Raw genomic sequence first — 19,343 nt, 5'->3', positions numbered from 1 at the left:
TGAAGCCACCGAAGGCTTCTATCCAGACCGCAACATGAGCCGTGGCTGGGGCGAAGTCATGCCTAGCCCGGACATGGCACTGTCGACCCGCAAAATCACCCGTCATTGCAGCGAGCGTATTGCACGTCGCGCATTCGAACTGGCGATGAAACGCGGCAAAAAAGTCACTGCGATTCACAAGGCCAACAGCTTCCACATGACCGACGGCCTGTTCCTTGAAGCCGTGCGTGACGTGGCCAAGGACTTCCCTGAAGTTCAACTGGACGATTTGCTGGTCGACGCCTCTACTGCTCACCTGGTACGCAGCCCAGAGCGCTTCGACGTTCTGGTTGCGACCAACTTCTACGGCGACATCATCAGTGACCTGGCCAGTGAGCTGTCCGGTAGCCTCGGCCTGGCCGGTTCGATCATGGCAAGTGACGTGCACTGCGCAGCTCAGGCCCAACACGGTTCGGCACCGGACATCGCAGGCAAGGACATCGCGAACCCTGTCTCGATGATTCTTTCCGTGGCCATGCTGCTGCAATGGATGGGTGAGCAACGCAATAACTCTAGCCTGGTGGCTGCTGCTGCCGAGATGGATCGTGCTATCGACGTTGTTCTGGAAAGCCCGGAAAAACGTACCCCCGATCTGGGCGGCAAGCTGGGCACCAAAGCTTTCGGCGAAGAAGTAGCCAAGGTCATCCTGGGCTAACTGAGAAAGGAGCAACGCACTCGCGCTGCTCCTTTTAGCGTCCCCAGACGTGTCCATACCAACAAGAATTCAATATCCAATCATCGCGAGCACTGATCTCTATGGTTGGAGCGGGAGGATTAGCAGTGACTAAATTGTTGCTGGGCTGCATCGCCGACGACTTTACCGGCGGCACCGATCTTGCCAGTACACTGGTGCGCGGCGGCATGCGCACACTGCAGGTGATCGGCATTCCTAAAGAGCCCATCCCGGATGACATTGACGCGGTGGTTGTTGCACTCAAGACCCGCACATTGCCGGCAGATGAAGCGGTTGATGAATCGCTGGAGGCCTTGGAGTGGCTAAAAAAGATCGGATGTCGTCAGTATTTTTTTAAATACTGCTCAACCTTTGACTCCACCCCGAAAGGTAATATCGGCCCAGTAGCCGACGCACTGATGGCGTCTCTGGACATCGACTTCGCCATCGCTTGCCCAGCCTTCCCTGACAACAAACGCACGGTCTATCAAGGGCATCTGTTCGTCGGTGACGTATTGCTGAGCGAGTCTGGCATGCGTCATCACCCATTGACGCCGATGACGGATTCGAATCTGGTCAATGTGCTTCAACAGCAGACCAGCAAGAAAGTCGGCCTCGTGCCTCACAGCGCCGTTTCAAGAGGCAATGGCTTGCTCAAGAAGACCCTGGCGCAGGTCAAGGATTCCGGGTGCTCCTACGCTATCGTCGATGCGGTTACGGATGATGATTTACGGGCAATTGCTGTCGTCATTCAGAATCACCTATTGGTAACGGGTGGTTCCGGGATTGCACTGGGCTTACCTGACAACTTCGGTCGCAAAGGCCTATTGATCGGCAGCGACGCAGCCTCTGCGCTGCCGCCTGTTGGTGGTCTGAGCGCGGTTCTGTCCGGCAGTTGTTCAGTTGCCACAAACGCTCAAGTCGCGCATTGGCAGTCTACAAGACCGAGCTTTCAGATCGACCCGCTTACGCTTGCCAAAGGCGAAGATCAGGTAGCGCAGGCATTGGAGTGGGCTGAAAGCATCATTCAGAACGAGCCCGTACTGATTTACGGCAGCGCCAAGCCCGATACCGTGAAAGCGGCTCAAGACCTGCTCGGCGTCGAAGCTGCGGGACAGATCGTCGAGGACGCGCTTTCACGCATCGCGATTGGCCTGGTCGACCTGGGCGTCAGAAAGCTTGTCGTCGCTGGCGGCGAAACTTCAGGAGCAGTCGTGAAGGCGCTTGATGTAGAAGCTCTTCGCATTGGGGCACCAATCGATCCTGGCGTGCCTTGGACAGTAGGTCTGAGAGATGTACCCATCGCCTTGGCGCTGAAGTCGGGTAATTTTGGAACCGTCGATTTCTTCGAGAAAGCATTGGGGCAAGTGCAATGAGCGAGACCAAACTTCGCGAAGAAATTGTGCTGCTCGGCAAGTCAATGTACGACCGGGGACTGACCCACGGTGGCACAGGCAACATCAGTGCACGAATCGACGATGGCTGGCTTCTGACGCCTACAGGATCTTCGTTGGGCAGGCTGGATCCGGCGCGACTGTCCAAACTCGATTGGAGCGGCCGCCATATCAGCGGCGACAAGCCATCCAAAGAGGCCCTCCTGCACCTGGCAATGTATGAAGAGCGGCCGACAAGCGGCGCTGTAGTACATCTACACTCGACACACTCTGTTGCCGTTTCAGTGCTGGACGGGCTTGATCCAGAAGACCTGCTGCCGGCGATCACCGCATATTATGCAATGCGCGTAGGCAAGCTTCCGCTCGTTCCGTACTACGCTCCAGGTGATCCGGCATTGGCTGACGCAGTGCGTTCATTCTCAGGGAAACACCATGCAATGCTATTGGCGCATCACGGGCCAGTGGTAGCGGGCTCTGATTTGAGCGCCGCCGTGGATGCTACTGAAGAGCTAGAAGCTACTGCGCAGCTATTTCTGCTGATTTTCCAACATAAGTTTAAGACGCTCACACCTGAACAGATCGCAGATCTGCAACGGCGGTACCCACAGCGCTAAGCGAGTAGATAAATGCGCCACGACCTGCTGAGCCTGGAAATATTCATGGCGGTTGCTGAGCAGAGAAACCTTACCAGGGCAGCTGAACGCTGCCATCTGGCCACGTCTGCTGTCAGCAAACGAATCAGCGAGCTGGAAGCCAAGGTCGGGGCCAGTTTGTTTGTAAGGTACCCACGCGGGATGGAGCTGACCCCGGCAGGGCAGTCGCTTAGGCACTACACCTTACAACTGATGGAAACACTGGGAAAAATGGATTCCGAGCTCGGTGAATACGGCTCAGGCACCAAGGGTCATATTCGACTGCATGCCATTACCTCCGCACTGGCGCAGCACCTGACGCTGGATATCGGTCGCTTCCTGAACAGTTATCCAGAGATCAAGTTCGATATTGAGGAGCGGGTCGGTGCAGCCATCGTGAGAGCTGTAGCCGATGGTCGAGCTGATCTTGGGATCATCGCGGAGCAGACACCCGCGATGGGACTTGAATCGATTGCTTACCGTACCGATGAGCTTGTTGTCGCGGTGTCCGAGACGCACCCGTTGGCTGAGTTCACAGGTGTAAGGTTCGAACGAACATTGTCGTACGAGTTTATTGGCCCCCATCAAGAAAGCTCTGTCCATCACCTGCTTTCTGAACATGCCAACAAGCTTGGGACATCAGTTCGCCAACGAATTCGCGTTACCAGTTTTGAATGCATGTGCCAGATGGCCTCGGCAAATCTGGGCATTTGTATCCTGCCCCGTGACGTTCTGCGGCGTTATCTCAAACCTCTGCATCTGCATGCCATCACCCTGGAAGAACCTTGGGCGCACCGACAGCTGAACATCGTGTCTCGAAACTTTGAAGCATTGGCACCCACGGTAAAAGCATTTGTGGGGCACCTGACGGCTTAACGTTCACATGAGGAGAACGCCTCTTTCTTCAAGGATCAATTTTCGCAGAGGGGGCCGTTGCTTAGGATCATCGTATCAAACGGTGCCAAGCATCTCCGACTCACGAACGCCAGTTGCAGGTCATATGATTTCAGCCATCGACCCACGGTTTCTCAATCATCTCCACATAGGTGAACGTGAATACGCCTTTGTTGATCTCAAAAAAGTCGTTTCAGCGGACAAGCTCGTCACACTGCCCTACTCGCTGCGGATTTTGCTGGAGAACGTCGCACGCTGCTCTCCAGAATCGTTGCCGGACTTTCTGGAGTGCCTGGGTACTCAACGAACCGACTGCGAAGTACCTTTTTTTCCGAATCGCCTGATGTTCCACGACACCACGTGCTTGCCCGCACTGGCGGACTTCGCCGGTATGCGGGACATGGTCAATGAGATGGGCGGCACGTCAGCCACGATGAATCCGATGATTCCCGCTGTGCTGACCATTGACCATTCCGTCATCGTAGAAAGCTATGCAGAGGCAGATTCGGTGGAGCGCAATTTGGACATCGACTATCGCCGAAACTCTGAGCGCTATCGCTTCATCAAATGGGCACAGAAGAGCCTGGACAACTTCAAGGTAGTGCCGCCTGGCACGGGCATCATCCACCAAGTGAACATGGAGTCGCTGGGCAAGGTTGTCTGGGAAAGCAGCTCTAGTGATGGTGAGCCATTGCTACACCCTGATGACATGGTCGCGACCGATAGCCACACCCCCATGATCAACGCGATCGGTATTCTCGGTTGGGGCGTCGGCGGACTTGAGGGCCAAGCAGCCATGCTCGGAGAACCTGTTCCTATCAGCTTCCCGGAGGTCATCGGCATCCGTCTGACCAACCGCTTGCGCCCAGGTGTCACCGCCACTGACCTGGCACTGCGTGTCACTCAAATCCTGCGCGCGCGGGGCGTGGTTGGTAAATTCGTCGAGTTCTGCGGGCCCGGGTTATCAGGGCTGAGTTGGGCCGCTCGTGGAACACTCTCCAATATGGCGCCAGAGTACGGGGCGACCGTAGTATTTTTCCCATTCGATGATACGACGATGCAATACATGCGTCTGACCGGACGCGACGATGACACCCTGGCAAAAATTGACGCTTACCTGCCTCTTCAAACGCTATGGCGTAATGACAGCGATCCTGAGCCGCAATTCACGGAAGTGATCGAGCTAGACCTGAACGTTATCGAGTTGAGCGTTGCAGGCCCACATCAGCCGCACCAATGGCGCAAACTCTCAGATGCAGCGCTCTCATTCCGCCAAGACATCATGGGAGAAGGTGCCGATGTGATAGCAACTACCGCCGACGAGAACGCTACTTTCTTCGAACCATCTTTTGGCGAGGCTGTAAGCCATGGCGTGATCTCGATCGCCGCCATTACCAGCTGCACAAATACTGCCAACCCCAGCCAGATGGTTCAGGCGGGTCTGTTTGCGCGCAATGCTCGGGCTCGCGGCTTGCAGCGTAAACCTTGGGTAAAAACGTCTTTGTCACCTGGCTCGCAGGTGGTCGCCGACTACCTCGAAAACGCAGATTTGATGGCTGATTTCTCAGCGCTGGGATTCGATCTGGCCGGCTTTGGCTGCATGACCTGTATCGGTAACTCCGGCAAACTGGAACCGCATATGGAAACGTTCGCCGATGAAGGCCTCAAGACCGTTGTAGTGCTTTCTGGAAACCGCAACTTTGAAGGGCGGGTCAATCCGAAAATACAGATCGGTTACCTGGCATCGCCCGCATTGGTAGTTGCCTATGCAATCGCGGGCACGATAAATATTGATATCCAGCATCAACCATTGGGCAAAGATGCTGATGGTAATGATGTATTTCTAAATGAGTTGATGCCGCATGACGATGAGGTGAACGCACTGGTCGAGCGCACGGTATTGCCGGAGCTGTTTCGCAGACGTAATGCGACACTCTGGAACGGCACTCATCATTGGCGACAACTGTCAGCGGTTGGAAGTGTCCAGTTTCCATGGGATCCGGCATCCACCTACCTGCGCCGCCCCATTTATCTTCAAGGCGTCAGCGCCCTGCCCGCTGAATCGCTGACCATCACAGGCGCTCGCCCTCTGATGGTGCTGGGCGATAACGTGACCACCGACCACATCTCCCCTGCGAGTGCGATCCCTAGCGAAAGCCAGGCTGGGCAATGGCTACTTGATCGTGGTGAGGCCGCTGACGATCTGAACCAATATTCGACTCGACGCAGCAACCACGAAGTGATGATGCGCGGAGCTTTCGTGAACCGGGCAGTGAAAAATCAATTGCTGCTGGAACAGCCTGCCGCAGGCGGCTGGGCAAAAAATATCTCCGGTGAGGTCATGCGCGTTTACGACGCAGCGCTGACCTATGTCGAAAGTAAAATCCCACTGGTGATATTCGCAGGCTTCAACTACGGGGCGGGCTCAAGCAGAGACTGGGCGGCAAAGGCTCAGGCGACCCTAGGGGTGAAAGCGGTGGTGGCTCGAAGCTTCGAACGAATCCACCGCAGTAACCTCATTGGCATGGGTGTGTTCCCGATCGAATTCAAAGCAGGCCAGAGCGCTGCTGACCTCTCGCTCGACGGATCTGAGCAGTTTGACCTGAATGGACTGGACAGCTTGACCGTAGGGGTCAACTCCATTCGGTTGCTCATCACTCGAAATGGCCAGCAGTGCCCATTCGAGCTCGTCCTGAAGATAGATTCAAGCCAGGAAATTTTGTACCTGCGCCAAGGCGGAATTCTTCCTTACGTGGTTAGAAAAGTCGTTGCCAATACGAAAAAGTCGGAAGAGGGCTGCGCATGAACACCACCGAAATCTGTGACCTGTTGAAAGAACGCGCTCAATTTCTTCCCCCGCGTTTTACAAACTTTGGAGGACGACATCAGTTCAGGGGCGAGGCGGTCACGATCAAGTGCTACGAAGACAGCTCAAGGATCAAGGAAGCCATCGCCACAGACGGGCGCGGCAAGGTTCTAGTGGTCGACGCAGGCGGCAGCGAACGTTGTGCCGTATTCGGTGACATGAGCGCTCAGACAGCGATAGATAACGGATGGGAAGGGATCGTCATTAATGGGTGTTTGCGCGACGTCAGACGCATCGCTGCGATGGATATCGGCGTTCGAGCATTGGGGGCGGTACCCAAGGGCTCTAACCGACAAGGTCAAGGCCTTTGCGGGATTGCGGTCACACTCGCCCACATTACTGTTCAGCCCGGTGACCTGATCGTCGCCGACGAAGATGGTTTGCTTGTATTAACGGCGTCAGACGTGAGTTTGATCGCCTGATTTTTTTAACTCGGAGCTGTGTATGTACGCATACGTTGGGTGTCGCACAACGCGAGAAAGAAACGCTCGCGGGGATGGAATCAATGTTTACAAGGTTGATCAGGCCACAGGATCACTTGCCCATATTCAGCTCGTGGACAGGCTGACCAACCCATCCTTTCTGACATTGAGCAAGAACCAGAATTTTCTGTACTGCGTCCATGGGGATCGCGAGGAAGCCAGCGCGTTCGCTATTAATCAGGATGGGACTTTGTCGTTGCTGAACACCGTTACGACGGGAGGCCTCAACCCGGTTAGCCTGGCTATTGACCCCGAAAATCGTTTCCTGGTGGTCAGCAACCATTCAAGCGGCTCGCTCGCAGTGATCGCGATCCAGACAGACGGAAAACTCGGCGAGCTTGTTCAATGCACGATTATGGAAGGGCCAATAGGGCCGCATCGTATAGAACAAAACAATGCGAAGCCCCATTTCAACCCATTTGATCCGAGCGGGCGCTTTATCATCGTTCCGGACAAAGGGCTGGACAGGGTTTTCAGCTTCGAATTCGATTCCACCAGCGGCACATTCATACCGGCCAGCGTGCCCTATGTAGTCAGCCGTGAAGGTGCCGGGCCACGGCATATTGCATTCCACCCGACCCTGCCACGTGCCTACGCTATTAACGAACTGGATTCGACCGCCACTACTTACGAGTTCGACAATGCAACCGGGGGGCTGACTGCATTACAGGTGCTCTCGTCGCTGCCAGAGAGTTTCGTCGGCACCAGCCGGGCTGCTGAGATTGAAGTGGATAAAGCTGGTCTGTTTCTGTACGCCTCCAATCGGGGCTACGACAGCATTGCGCTGTTCTCTATCAATAAGCAGAACGGGTTGCTCACCTTTGTCGAGGCATTCCCTACTGGCGGTCGGACGCCCCGCTTCTTTGCGTTAAGTCCGTCAGGCCAGTTCCTGTATGCGGCGAACGAGGATACCGATACCATCATTACATTCTCGGTCGAACCCGCAACTGGGCGCCTGAGCCAGACAGGGCAAATTGTGGAAACAGGCAGTCCGGTATGTATGGTGTTCGCTGACCGCCGCGATTTTGCCTAATGAAAGTATTTCTAAAGGGATTTAGCACGTGGTGGGGAACGCCCATCGTAGGGATATGCGGTGCGATGCTTGCGACCTGGTTGCATTGGCCGTTGCCTTGGATAATCGGCTCAATGCTGGCCATCATTCTGGTGCGGTGCATCGGCTGGCATGTTAGCGAAATACCAAAAGGAAGAATTTCCGGCCAGTGGATGATCGCAACATCCATCGGCCTGCATTTCACACCTCTGGTGCTTGACGAGATCATCCAACGCTTTCCCATAATGCTGTTTGTGGCCTTCCTTACACTAGGGATCGCACTCGTGGGTATCAGCTTCATGCATCGCCGTGGAATGGATCTGACTACGGCCTATTTTGCATTCATGCCGGCTAATTTTGCGGAGATGATCCAGTTGGGAATCCGGCATAAGGCTGATGTTGGGAAAATCGCAGCAGCCCATAGCGTCAGGCTGGTACTGATCGTTCTATGCGTGCCGCCTACCATGTTTTATCTAGCGCACGTTTTGCCCAATGCGTCTTACGCCAGGCTGCCAACAGATTGGCGCTGGCTAGCTCCGATGCTCTTGGGAGGAGCTCTGGTAGCAATGGCCTGGAAGCGCCTTGGCTGGCCAAATCCTTGGATGTTTGGCCCCATGGCGCTGTGTGCACTCTGTACGGCGGTGTTTGATCTGCAGATGGCGTTACCGGTAGAACTAAGCCATTACGGGCAACTGATGATCGGCTGCGCGTTGGGCATCCATTTTGACCGGCAGTTCTTCAAATCAGCCCCGACTTATCTGCTGAAGGTGGCAGCCTTCACGCTGTCAATGATTGGCTTTACCGTCTTGGTGGCGTGGCTATTGAGCCACATCATTGATCTGCCGACCTCCACACTCGCGCTAGGTATGATGCCGGGCAGCAGCACGGAGATGTACCTCACTGCAGAGGCTTTGCATTTGGCGGTAGGATTGGTGACGGCGATGCAGATCATGCGCTTGATCGTGGTGATGGTGTTTGCAGAGCCGATTCACGACCGCTGGGTTAAGCGGAGTGAGTCACAAGGGCGAAAGGCCGATTAAGAAGTGGGATGTGAGGGGGTCGACAATCGCCCAAAAGCCCCCACACGACCGTTTAGGCGTTTTCGGTGGAACTCTGATCTTCAACACGCAGCTTAAGTATTGGCGACTTGCGAGCAAACGACCCACTGAGGTGTCGCTTCATCAAATGAGCCGCGTCCAGATTGTTGCCCTGCTCCACCAGCTCGATCATCTGAATATGCTCGGCACACTGCTTGTAGAGGCGTTTGCGGTCGATCATCGAGCGGTACTCCAGCAGACGACGCATGTTGTTCATCTGCTTAAGGATCATCAGGTAAAGCGGATTCCCCGAGAGCTTGATGAACTCTTCATGAAAGCGGATACCATTCTTGAGCAGCACATCTGCCGGCAACGTATCAATGCCACCGTCCAGCATGTCCTGCTGTTCCTTCTTCAGACGACGCAGAATTTCCATGTCATGTTGGTACGTCGGCTCCAGTAATGCTGCAGGTTCGATGAGCGACCTGACCTTGTAAATTTGCTCCAGCGTTTCAGGAGTTTTCGCAACGTCGAGAAAGCGCCAGCCGTACCCAGGCTTGGGCTCGACCCAACCCACCTTGGCGGCCCGGTTGAGGATATCGATTACTTGCACCTTGGTCAGGTCGTATCGGTTACGCAAGAACTGCTCGGTGACTTCCTGAGGAATCAAATTGTTCAGCCAATCTTCGGAGAGCCGGTAATACTCCTCAGGCTCTTCGAGTGATCGCACCTCATCGTTCAGTGCAAAGACTTCATGTGCACGCTCCAGAACAAAGAATCCCCGGTTGGCGAACTGCTCCAGATAGCCATCATTCGCAAGTGTGACCAAGGCCTCACGGGCCGGAGACCTCGACACTTTGAATTCATCAGCCACCTTCTGGGCGCTCATGTGCGCGCCCACTTCAAGTTCTTTGACCTGAATTTTCTGGCGGATTTCTGCGACGATTCTTTGTACTAAAGCGCTTGAAGCCATTCTTCACTCACTGACCTGTTAAAAACTTGAACGATGAACCTTCGCTGGCGCTGTCGGTGCTACCGGAGTATACGGCCAGCGAAGGACTCTTGGCGCACTTTCAGATCTGGAAATGCCTGACCATGGTATTGAGCTCTGAAGCTAGATTGGCCAATGACTGCGAAGCCGCCGTGGTTTGATGGGAGCCCTCTGAAGACTGAATCGAAAGCTCTCTGATATTGAGCAGATTCTGATCCACTGAGCGGGCCACATGCGCTTGCTCTTCAGCCGCAGTGGTGATTACCAGATTTCGGTCATTGATCTCGTCATTCGCTGCGACAATCTCTTCCAGCGCAACTTTGGCCAACTCTGCAAGCTCCAGGGTCTGCTGAGTCATGTTACTACTGGTCTGCATGGTGCCGACCACGTCAGCGGTACCTTTCTGGATATTGCCAATCATTTCCTCGATTTCACGGGTAGATTGAGCTGTCCTGTGAGCCAACGCCCGCACCTCATCAGCGACTACCGCAAACCCTCTGCCCGCCTCGCCCGCCCGCGCAGCCTCAATGGCGGCATTAAGCGCGAGCAAATTGGTCTGCTCAGCGATTGTACGTATGACATCAAGTACCTTGCCAATGCCTTGAGCCTGATCGGCAAGCCCTCCGACCTGCACCGAGCTTATGGCGACACCTCGGGTCAGGCCTTGGATGGCAGACAATGCTTCCATCATTCGTTGCTGCCCTTTCAGAGCGATGGCCTTGGACTCTTGCGATAGGTCAGAGGTTGATGAGGCGTTCCTAGCGACCTCTTCAATCGCGGCGGTCATCTCCGTGACCGCCGTAGCTGCCTGCTCAATCTCACCATGTTGTTGTTGCAGATCCCGGCTTCCCTCAACCGTTACGGCGTTTAACTCTTCAGCGGCAGACGCCAACTGCGTGGAAGAGCCAGTGATCTGTTTGAGAGTCGTGAGGAGGCTGTCCTGCATGATAGCCAGCGCTGCAAGCAAGCGACTTGCCTCGTCGTTTCCGTCTGGGTTGATCGGCTTGGTTAGATCGCCCTTTGCAATGGTTTCGGCCACTTGGACGGCATCCATGATGGGCAAAGTGATACTACGAGTGAGCACCCAGGCCACGATTATGGTTCCGATGCCTACCAGCAAGATAACTAGAGTGATGCCTCTCACGGCCTCGTAGTAGGCCCTGTCAGAGTGCTCACCCGCCAGTTCAGCCCCCTGATTCGCCCGATCGATAAGGTCGTCAAAGTTTATGGTCATCTGATCGTACGAGTCTCGGATCGTCATCAGGTAAGCGCGGGCACCGGCTTTATCCCCCTGACGCGAGAGCCTCAGCAACTGAAGGTGATTTTTGGCATACGTTTCAAGACTGCGGTTGAACGCCTCCAATCGGTTTTTATCATCCGCTGTCTTCAACAGGCTTGCATAGGTCAACATCTGCTCCCGCACGCTCTTCAAACGCCCAGCAGTCTTTTCCTCGTAAGACTGCATCTCATCATCAGTGGTCGACAGAATGTGCTGCATGGAACCCATGCGGTAACGATTCAATGATGCATTGGAAGCCCCCAACGCTCGGACACGCTGCATCCAATTTTCCTGGATATCGGCGGCTTGCACCTGGACATCTCGAATCTGCTTCAGCGCGAACAACCCCAGGAACACGCTGAGGAGTGCGATGGCTGCGAATCCTATAAACGCCCGGGGAGCGATCCGAATATTTCTCATTAGCATTGGGATAACCCCCTGCTGAACGAAAGGAGTGAGAACAATACCTCGGTGAAAAATTGCTGAGGCTTAGAGATTTCCCGGTGCTTGGCACCACAGAACGTTTCAATTGGCATGTTTTTTACCAGCGTTGGAAGTGGGTGCGCTTGGCGGTTAAGCCGCGTTTTTTGTTATGCATTCGAACCTCAACCTCTTGCTGCTTCGTGCAGAAACGCCCTTTTGAGCTCAAGGGCTGCAGTCGTACAGCACCGGTGATGCAGTCAAATCTGAAAAGCCAGCTGACACCACCAAAATAATATTGCATTTTGGTGCGCAAATATGCGAATCTTTTTGCATCAGCACACCATTGATTCGGCCAAAAGCCGAACTACTTTAGCGCATAATGCTCAGTAAAAACCGTGCAAAAGCCCTACAAACGGGCTTCAGCAGTGCATTTCAGTGCGCAACGGCAGCTCGACGCCATAAATACAATCTGGTTATTTACGCGCAAAAGTCTATTTCGCACCATTACCTACAAAATTCCTCAAGGAACCCCGTAATGCAGAGAAGAACCAAGATCGTTGCCACCCTCGGCCCGGCCACCGAAACCAGGGAGGCCATCGAGGGGCTGATCAAGGCCGGTGTTGATGTAGTGCGCCTGAATTTCTCTCATGGCAGCGCAGAAGATCACATTGCCCGGGCAACGCTGGTGCGAGAGCTGGCCACAAAGAATGGTCGCTTTGTCGCCGTACTGGCTGACCTGCAAGGCCCGAAGATTCGTATCGCTCGGTTTGCAGAAGGCAAAGTGTTCATTGAGAAAGGACAGCACTTCATCCTGGATGCCTCCCTGGACAAAAATGCAGGCGATCAACATCGAGTTGGGATCGACTACGAAGCACTGATCACCGACAGCCGTCCGGATGACATCCTTCTGCTGGACGATGGACGTATTGAGCTCAAAGTTCTGCGTGTTGAAAAAACTCAGCTGCAGTGTGAGGTCATCGTCGGCGGCCCCCTTTCCAATAACAAAGGCATCAACCGCAAAGGTGGCGGCCTTTCAGCTTCGGCGCTAACTGAAAAGGATCGCGTCGACATCAAAACCGCAGCGACCATGAAGGTTGACTATCTCGCCGTGTCCTTTCCACGAGACGCAGCAGATATCCACCTGGCTCGCCAGCTCCTGCATGAAGCTGGCGGTGAAGCCGGACTTGTCGCCAAAATTGAGCGCGCAGAAACGGTCAACGACGTGAGCATCCTGGATGCAATCATCGAAGCGTCGGAAGCGGTGATGGTGGCACGCGGCGATCTGGGCGTTGAAATTGGCGATGCCGAGTTGGTGGCCGTGCAAAAGCTGATCATTGATCGAGCTCGCGCCCTCAATCGCGTTGTGATTACCGCAACCCAAATGATGGAAACCATGATCACCCAATCGATGCCGACCCGTGCGGAAGTCTTCGATGTGGCAAACGCCGTGCTGGACGGTACAGACGCTGTCATGCTTTCCGCTGAGACAGCCGCTGGCGCCTATCCCGTTGAAACGGTTATCGCCATGCACCGCGTTATCATGGGCGCAGAAAAGCATCCGCTCGCCCACCGCTCCAAACACCGCGTCGATGAGGTTTTCCACAAGATCGACGAGTCGATTGCCATGTCCGCCATGTATGCAGCCAATCACTTACACGGTGTAAAAGCGATCATCTGCATGACTGAAAGTGGCGATACGCCTCGGCTAATGTCGCGAATTCGCTCACACCTGCCCATCTTTGCATTCTCTCGAAACGCGCGCACCCAGAACCGGGTCACGATGTTTCGCGGCGTCACTACCATCCCGTTCGACTCAGACGACTATCCCAACGAGGAAGTTAATCACCGCGCCGTAGATGAACTCGTACGTCGAGGTGTTGTGACTAATGGCGATCACGTATTGATCACAAAAGGTGATTACGCCAATGCCCAAGGCGGGACGAACTCACTTCGGGTAGTTCGGGTTGGCGAAGCGATCCGCTGAGGAGAATCACTGTGCAGAGCATAAATAACACGAACGGTGAAGCGCCTGAAAACTGGCCACGCGACTTCGACATCCGCGCCCACTACGCCGAGCAACAAGAGCTGTTGACCCCTGACGCCTACCAAAGCGTTGATGCCGCCGTCGAACGAGATACCCCTTTGCAAGGTAACCATAAAAATGACTAACAAAAGCCTGATCGTAAATGTCGTTGCTCATGAAATCCTAGACTCGCGTGGTAACCCAACCGTCGAGGCCGTGGTGACACTGGCAGGCGGTATCAAGGCAACAGCAAGCGTACCGTCGGGCGCCTCTACTGGGTCTCGCGAAGCGCTGGAGCTACGCGATGGCGGCACACGTTACAAGGGCAAAGGCGTTCTCAAGGCCGTTGCCAACGTGAATACCGCCATTCGCGATGAAATCGTCGGTATGGACGCTCTCAACCAGCGGGCAATTGATACCGCCATGATCGAGCTCGACGGTACGCACAGCAAAAGCAATTTGGGCGCCAACGCCGTTCTAGCGGTGTCTCTAGCAACTGCCAAAGCCGCTGCTGAGTACAAATCGATCCCGCTTTACCAGCACCTTGCTGCGCTGTACGGCCAGGCTGGTCGCTTCAGCATGCCAGTACCTATGATGAACATCATCAATGGTGGCGAGCACGCTGATAACAACGTTGACATTCAGGAGTTCATGATTCAGCCGGTCGGCGCGCCCTCGTTCAAAGAAGCACTGCGTATTGGCGCCGAAATTTTCCACACCCTCAAGCACGTGCTGACAGAGCGCGGCCTTAGTACCGCTGTGGGTGATGAAGGAGGTTTTGCGCCTTCGCTGAGTTCAAACGAAGAAGCGCTAGTGGTCATCAAGGAAGCCGTTGAACGTGCCGGTTACGAGCTGGGTAAAGACATCACCATGGCACTGGATTGCGCAGCATCCGAATTCTACAAAGATGGCAAATACGTGCTGGCTGGTGATGGCAGATCTTTTGACTCCGAAGGGTTCGCAGACTACCTGGCGTCGCTATGCGACAAGTATCCAATCATCTCGATCGAAGACGGCATGGACGAGAGCGACTGGGCCGGCTGGGCTGCGCTGACCAAAAAGCTGGGTTCACGGGTTCAACTGGTAGGTGATGATTTGTTTGTCACCAACACCTCTATCCTTCGCGAGGGCATTGAGAAGGGTATCGCCAACTCGATCCTGATCAAGTTCAACCAGATTGGTAGCCTCAGCGAAACACTGGACGCTATTCGCATGGCGCAGGACGCGGGCTATACCGCCGTGATCTCTCATCGCTCAGGCGAGACCGAAGATACGACCATCGCCGATCTTGCGGTAGCAACCAGTGCAGGTCAGATTAAGACGGGTTCCCTGTGCCGCTCAGACCGGGTCGGCAAATACAACCGCCTGCTTCGTATCGAGGCAGCCCTTCAGGAGTCTGCCCCCTACAGCGCTGAGCCATTGCTCAAGCGCAACGCGTAGGAGACTGTCCATGAAGCCTAATCTTGTTATTGGCAACTGGAAAATGAACGGCGACCAGCAGGCCAATGAGGTGCTCCTCAGAGACTTCTTGGCCGGCCAGACAAACGAAGGACACCTTGAGGTTGCGATCTGCCCACCGTTCCCCTACCTGGCATCAGTAGCGGCGCAACTTAAAGACAGCAACGTCGTGCTTGGCGCTCAAAATTTGAGCCCTGCAACTTACGGCGCCTTCACAGGTGAAGTCAGCGCTTCCATGCTCCGCGATATAGGATGCCGCTATGTGCTGGTTGGCCACTCGGAGCGTAGAGCCTTGTTTGGCGAGACCGATGAGGTGGTCGCACAGAAGTTTGCAGCGGCGATAGAGCAAGGACTGACTCCTGTGCTTTGCATAGGAGAAACATTGGATGAACGTCGCGCAGGAATCACCAATAGCGTCGTGACAACCCAAATGGCTGCCGTCATCAAGCATGCTGGGATTGAGAAGCTGACGCGCGGCGTGATTGCTTACGAACCCGTGTGGGCAATTGGCACCGGCGAAACCGCATCTCCGGAGCAAGCCCAGGCTGTGCACCAGCACATCAGAAGTGTGATTGGTGTGTTCGACCAGCAGACAGCCATCGATATTCAGATTCTATACGGCGGCAGCGTCAAGGCAGATAACGCACAGGCCCTTTTCTCACAGCCCGACATTGACGGTGGTTTGATAGGTGGCGCATCTCTCGATGCAGCCTCTTTCATCTCCATCTGTGATGCCGCAAGAACAACTCCAAGAGGTACACCATGAGCACCACAGGTCTTCTCGAAAACGTGTTCCCGGCAGTTGCCGAAATCCCTGAACAATATCGTCTCGGCGAAGTGATTGAGCAGCGTGAATACCTGGTCAACGGTGCTTTGCAAATATGGGAAGGCCCCTTGGCATCAGTCCGCAGCCCGATATTCCTGAGTACACAAAACGGGGATGAGCCCGTGGTACTTGGCAGCACCCCGCAACTGGACGCCGAGACAGCACTGATCGCCCTCGATGCAGCGGTGAAAGCATACGATAACGGCCATGGGGCATGGCCACTGATGCGTGTTGCAGAACGTATCCAGCACGTCGAAGCCTTCCTGGCCCGCATGCGCGTTCAGCGAGACGCTGTCGTGAAGCTCTTGATGTGGGAAATCGGCAAAAACCTCAAGGACTCGGAGAAAGAATTTGACCGCACGTGTGACTACATTGTCGACACTATTAATGCGCTGAAAAAGCTTGATCGACGCTCAAGCCGGTTTGAGCTTGAACAAGATACGCTGGGCCAGATCCGCCGTGTACCAATGGGCGTAACACTGTGCATGGGCCCCTACAACTATCCGCTCAATGAAACGTTCACTACGTTGATTCCCGCGCTGATCATGGGCAACACCGTCGTATTCAAACCCGCAAAATTCGGCGTCTTGCTGATTCGCCCATTGCTGGAAGCATTCCGCGACAGCTTCCCCGCTGGCGTCATCAACGTAATCTACGGCAGCGGACGCGAAACGGTCAGCGCGCTGATGGCCAGCGGCAAGGTCGATATTTTCGCTTTCATTGGCACCAACAAAGGTGCGAGCGCACTCAAAAAACTGCATCCAAAACCTCACCGCCTGCGCGCGGTATTGGGTCTGGACGCCAAAAATCCAGGCATCGTACTGCCGGAAGTCGACCTGGACAACGCCGTCAGCGAAGCGGTGACCGGCTCCTTGTCGTTTAACGGCCAACGTTGCACTGCGCTGAAAATCCTGTTCGTTCATGAGGATGTCGCCGACGCATTCGTTTCAAAATTCAACAGCAAAGTGGCGGTGCTCAAACCTGGCATGCCTTGGGAGTCCGGTGTTTCGCTGACACCCTTGCCGGAACCAGGGAAAACGGATTACCTGACCAGCCTGGTTGAGGATGCTGTGGCGAAAGGCGCGAAGGTCGTAAACGAAGGCGGCGGCTCCACCCGTGAGTCGTTTTTCTACCCGGCCGTGCTCTACCCCGTCTCTGCGGACATGCGCGTATACCAAGAAGAACAGTTCGGCCCGGTTGTTCCAATCGTTCCCTACCGTGATCTGGAGACAGTGATTGACTACGTGCTGGACTCGGACTTCGGTCAGCAACTGAGCATTTTCGGCACCAATGCCGCTCAGGTTGGCCGACTGGTCGACGCCTTTGCCAACCAGGTCGGCCGTATCAACCTGAATGCACAGTGCCAACGTGGCCCGGACTCGTTCCCGTTCAACGGTCGCAAAAACTCTGCTGAAGGCACCCTGTCGGTCGACGACGCCTTGCGGGTATTTTCGATCCGCACACTGGTTGCGACCAAGTTCCAGGAAAGCAACAAAGCGCTCATCAGCGAGATTATCCGTAATCGGGAATCCAGCTTCCTGACCACCGATTACATTTTCTGAGTGGCTGAACGATGAGTGCTCGCACACTGATTATTCTGGATGGAGTGGGTTTGCGTGATGCGAAGGACTCCAATGCCTTCGCAGCGGCCCAAACACCAGTATTTGATGCTTTGCTCAAGCAGTATCCGAATGCTCGTATCGCAACTTCGGGCATGGCCGTTGGCCTGCCTGAAGGGCAAATGGGCAACTCTGAAGTTGGCCACATGAACCTGGGCGCAGGCCGTGTTGTGTATCAGAGTTTCACACGGATCAACAAAGCGATCGTTGACGGTGATTTCGCCAACAACGAAGCGCTGAACACCTTGCTGGCCGGCGTTCAAGAGAGAAAGGGCGCCGTGCATTTGCTGGGTTTGCTTTCACCTGGCGGCGTGCACAGCCATGTCGACCAAATCATCGCAACCTGCAAAATCCTTGTCGAAAAAGGGGTAAAGCGCTTTTTCGTCCATGCTTTTCTCGATGGCCGAGATACTCCGCCTCGCAGCGCACTGGAGGCTATCGAGTCACTTGAGGGTGAGCTTGCCAGCCTGGGCACGGGCAGAATCGCGACAGTGGTCGGTCGGTATTACGCGATGGACAGGGATAACCGCTGGCAGCGGGTTGAAACAGCTTACAAGCTGGTCAGCTGCGGCGAAGCTGATCACCAGAGCGCTTGCGCATCTGATGCACTTCAAGCCGCTTACGAACGTGAAGAGTCAGATGAATTCGTCAAAGCGACTGTCATTGGCGACCCGGTGCGGATGGAACCCGCTGACGGTGTGATGTTTCTGAACTTCCGCCCTGATCGAGCACGGGAATTAAGCCAGGCGCTGATCAATACGACCTTCGATCATTTCGCCCGCCCAGTCACGATTGCCAAGGATCGCTTTCTGACGTTGACGCAGTACTCTCAAGACCTGGGAAGCTTGTGTGCATTCCCGCCAGAGTCGATTAACAACAGTCTTGGTGAGTACTTAGGCCAGCTGGGCAAGACTCAGCTGCGGATCGCCGAAACCGAGAAGTACGCTCACGTCACGTTCTTCTTCAACGGCGGTCGCGAACAGCCCTTCCCGGGAGAAGAGCGCATTTTGATTCCGTCCCCGAACGTCGCCTCCTACGACGAAAAGCCGGAAATGAGTGCACACGAGCTCACTGACCGATTGGTTGAATCGATTCGCGGCGGCGCCTTTGATCTGATCGTTTGTAACTACGCGAACGGCGATATGGTCGGGCACACCGGAGACTTTGACGCTGCAGTCAGAGCCGTCGAGACACTGGATGAATGCTTGCAACGCGTGGTTGAGGCCACGCTTGAAAGTGGAGGCGAATGCCTGATTACGGCTGATCATGGAAACGTCGAACAGATGCTGGATCCTGACTCCGGTCAGGCCCACACCGCTCATACGTTAAACCCTGTCCCTCTGATTTACGTCAGTGACCGGGCACAGGATTGCCAGCTGCGAGACGGCAGCCTCTGCGATATTGCGCCCACCCTGTTACATCTCATGAATGTAGCTATTCCCGCAGAGATGGAGGGCCAGTCTCTGCTCCTCGACTGATTGACCGGTTGGCGGCATCAGGACATCGCTAGGCTGTAGATATTATTGGTCTTTATCTCCACCTCCGATGTTGAAACACGGTCGTTTGCTCATTTGAGCACAGGGCATAAGCACGATGCGGACTGCCCCTTTTTTTCCGTCTTAGGGTTCCACGCCCTTTTTTCTAACGTACCAGCAA

The 19,343-nt window shown here is 54.9% G+C and carries 16 protein-coding genes; 14 read left to right on the top strand and 2 right to left on the bottom strand.

What is annotated here, in order from left to right; genetic code table 11:
• From NJC38_RS25200 to NJC38_RS25165, 8 genes are all read left to right on the top strand, one after another.
• On the top strand, nucleotides 1-694 hold a 694-nt coding region (locus tag NJC38_RS25200), incomplete at its 5' end, for an isocitrate/isopropylmalate family dehydrogenase (protein WP_253117587.1).
• 125 nt (nucleotides 695-819) lie between these two features.
• A complete protein-coding gene (gene otnK, locus NJC38_RS25195; protein WP_253117584.1) occupies nucleotides 820-2,088 on the top strand; it encodes a 3-oxo-tetronate kinase in 1,269 nt (422 codons plus the stop codon).
• Nucleotides 2,085-2,720, top strand: coding sequence for a 3-oxo-tetronate 4-phosphate decarboxylase (gene otnC, locus NJC38_RS25190; RefSeq protein WP_253117582.1), 636 nt, complete (start codon nucleotides 2,085-2,087; stop codon nucleotides 2,718-2,720). The genes otnK and otnC overlap by 4 nt, the downstream gene beginning before the upstream one ends.
• Nucleotides 2,721-2,732: 12 nt before the next feature.
• Complete coding sequence (locus tag NJC38_RS25185; RefSeq protein ID WP_253117581.1) at nucleotides 2,733-3,614, top strand: LysR family transcriptional regulator; 882 nt, start codon at nucleotides 2,733-2,735, stop codon at nucleotides 3,612-3,614.
• Between the two features lie 124 nt (nucleotides 3,615-3,738).
• Nucleotides 3,739-6,438, top strand: coding sequence for an aconitate hydratase AcnA (gene acnA, locus NJC38_RS25180; protein ID WP_253117580.1), 2,700 nt, complete (start codon nucleotides 3,739-3,741; stop codon nucleotides 6,436-6,438).
• On the top strand, nucleotides 6,435-6,920 hold the full coding sequence (gene rraA, locus NJC38_RS25175; protein ID WP_253117579.1) for a ribonuclease E activity regulator RraA: 486 nt from the start codon (nucleotides 6,435-6,437) through the stop codon (nucleotides 6,918-6,920). The genes acnA and rraA overlap by 4 nt, the downstream gene beginning before the upstream one ends.
• A 22-nt stretch (nucleotides 6,921-6,942) precedes the next feature.
• Nucleotides 6,943-8,013 (top strand): lactonase family protein, encoded by a 1,071-nt coding sequence (locus tag NJC38_RS25170; RefSeq protein WP_253117578.1) that lies wholly within the window; start codon nucleotides 6,943-6,945, stop codon nucleotides 8,011-8,013.
• Nucleotides 8,013-9,071 carry an AbrB family transcriptional regulator gene (locus tag NJC38_RS25165; protein WP_253117576.1) on the top strand — a complete coding sequence of 353 codons (1,059 nt, stop codon included), beginning with the start codon at nucleotides 8,013-8,015 and terminating at the stop codon, nucleotides 9,069-9,071. The genes NJC38_RS25170 and NJC38_RS25165 overlap by 1 nt, the downstream gene beginning before the upstream one ends.
• A 52-nt stretch (nucleotides 9,072-9,123) precedes the next feature.
• On the opposite strand, the gene NJC38_RS25160 is transcribed toward NJC38_RS25165, so the two are convergent.
• Complete coding sequence (locus NJC38_RS25160; protein ID WP_253117573.1) at nucleotides 9,124-10,041, bottom strand: GntR family transcriptional regulator; 918 nt, start codon at nucleotides 10,039-10,041, stop codon at nucleotides 9,124-9,126.
• 100 nt (nucleotides 10,042-10,141) lie between these two features.
• The gene (locus NJC38_RS25155; protein ID WP_253117571.1) at nucleotides 10,142-11,764 is read right to left on the bottom strand and encodes a methyl-accepting chemotaxis protein; all 1,623 of its coding nucleotides are present in this window, start codon (nucleotides 11,762-11,764) and stop codon (nucleotides 10,142-10,144) included.
• A gap of 532 nt (nucleotides 11,765-12,296) precedes the next feature.
• Here NJC38_RS25155 and pyk point away from each other — a divergent pair.
• The 6 genes from pyk to gpmI are packed head-to-tail and all read left to right on the top strand — an operon-like array spanning nucleotide 12,297 to nucleotide 19,165.
• Complete coding sequence (pyk, locus tag NJC38_RS25150; protein ID WP_253117569.1) at nucleotides 12,297-13,745, top strand: pyruvate kinase; 1,449 nt, start codon at nucleotides 12,297-12,299, stop codon at nucleotides 13,743-13,745.
• 11 nt (nucleotides 13,746-13,756) lie between these two features.
• A complete protein-coding gene (locus NJC38_RS25145) occupies nucleotides 13,757-13,930 on the top strand; it encodes a hypothetical protein (protein WP_253117567.1) in 174 nt (57 codons plus the stop codon).
• Entirely contained in the window at nucleotides 13,923-15,224 is a 1,302-nt protein-coding gene (eno, locus tag NJC38_RS25140) for a phosphopyruvate hydratase (protein WP_253117564.1), read from the top strand. The genes NJC38_RS25145 and eno overlap by 8 nt, the downstream gene beginning before the upstream one ends.
• Before the next feature lie 10 nt (nucleotides 15,225-15,234).
• Nucleotides 15,235-16,008 (top strand): triose-phosphate isomerase, encoded by a 774-nt coding sequence (gene tpiA, locus NJC38_RS25135; RefSeq protein WP_253117561.1) that lies wholly within the window; start codon nucleotides 15,235-15,237, stop codon nucleotides 16,006-16,008.
• Nucleotides 16,005-17,630: an NADP-dependent glyceraldehyde-3-phosphate dehydrogenase gene (locus tag NJC38_RS25130; protein ID WP_253117560.1), complete on the top strand. Its 1,626-nt coding sequence runs from the start codon at nucleotides 16,005-16,007 to the stop codon at nucleotides 17,628-17,630. Before tpiA ends, NJC38_RS25130 begins: the two co-directional genes overlap by 4 nt.
• Nucleotides 17,631-17,641: 11 nt before the next feature.
• Nucleotides 17,642-19,165 carry a 2,3-bisphosphoglycerate-independent phosphoglycerate mutase gene (gpmI, locus tag NJC38_RS25125; RefSeq protein ID WP_253117559.1) on the top strand — a complete coding sequence of 508 codons (1,524 nt, stop codon included), beginning with the start codon at nucleotides 17,642-17,644 and terminating at the stop codon, nucleotides 19,163-19,165.
• Nucleotides 19,166-19,343 lie beyond the last annotated feature (178 nt).

Source organism: Pseudomonas sp. 21LCFQ010, assembly GCF_024129905.1.
GTDB lineage: Bacteria > Pseudomonadota > Gammaproteobacteria > Pseudomonadales > Pseudomonadaceae > Aquipseudomonas.
This window is presented reverse-complemented; position numbering and strand designations above follow the sequence as displayed.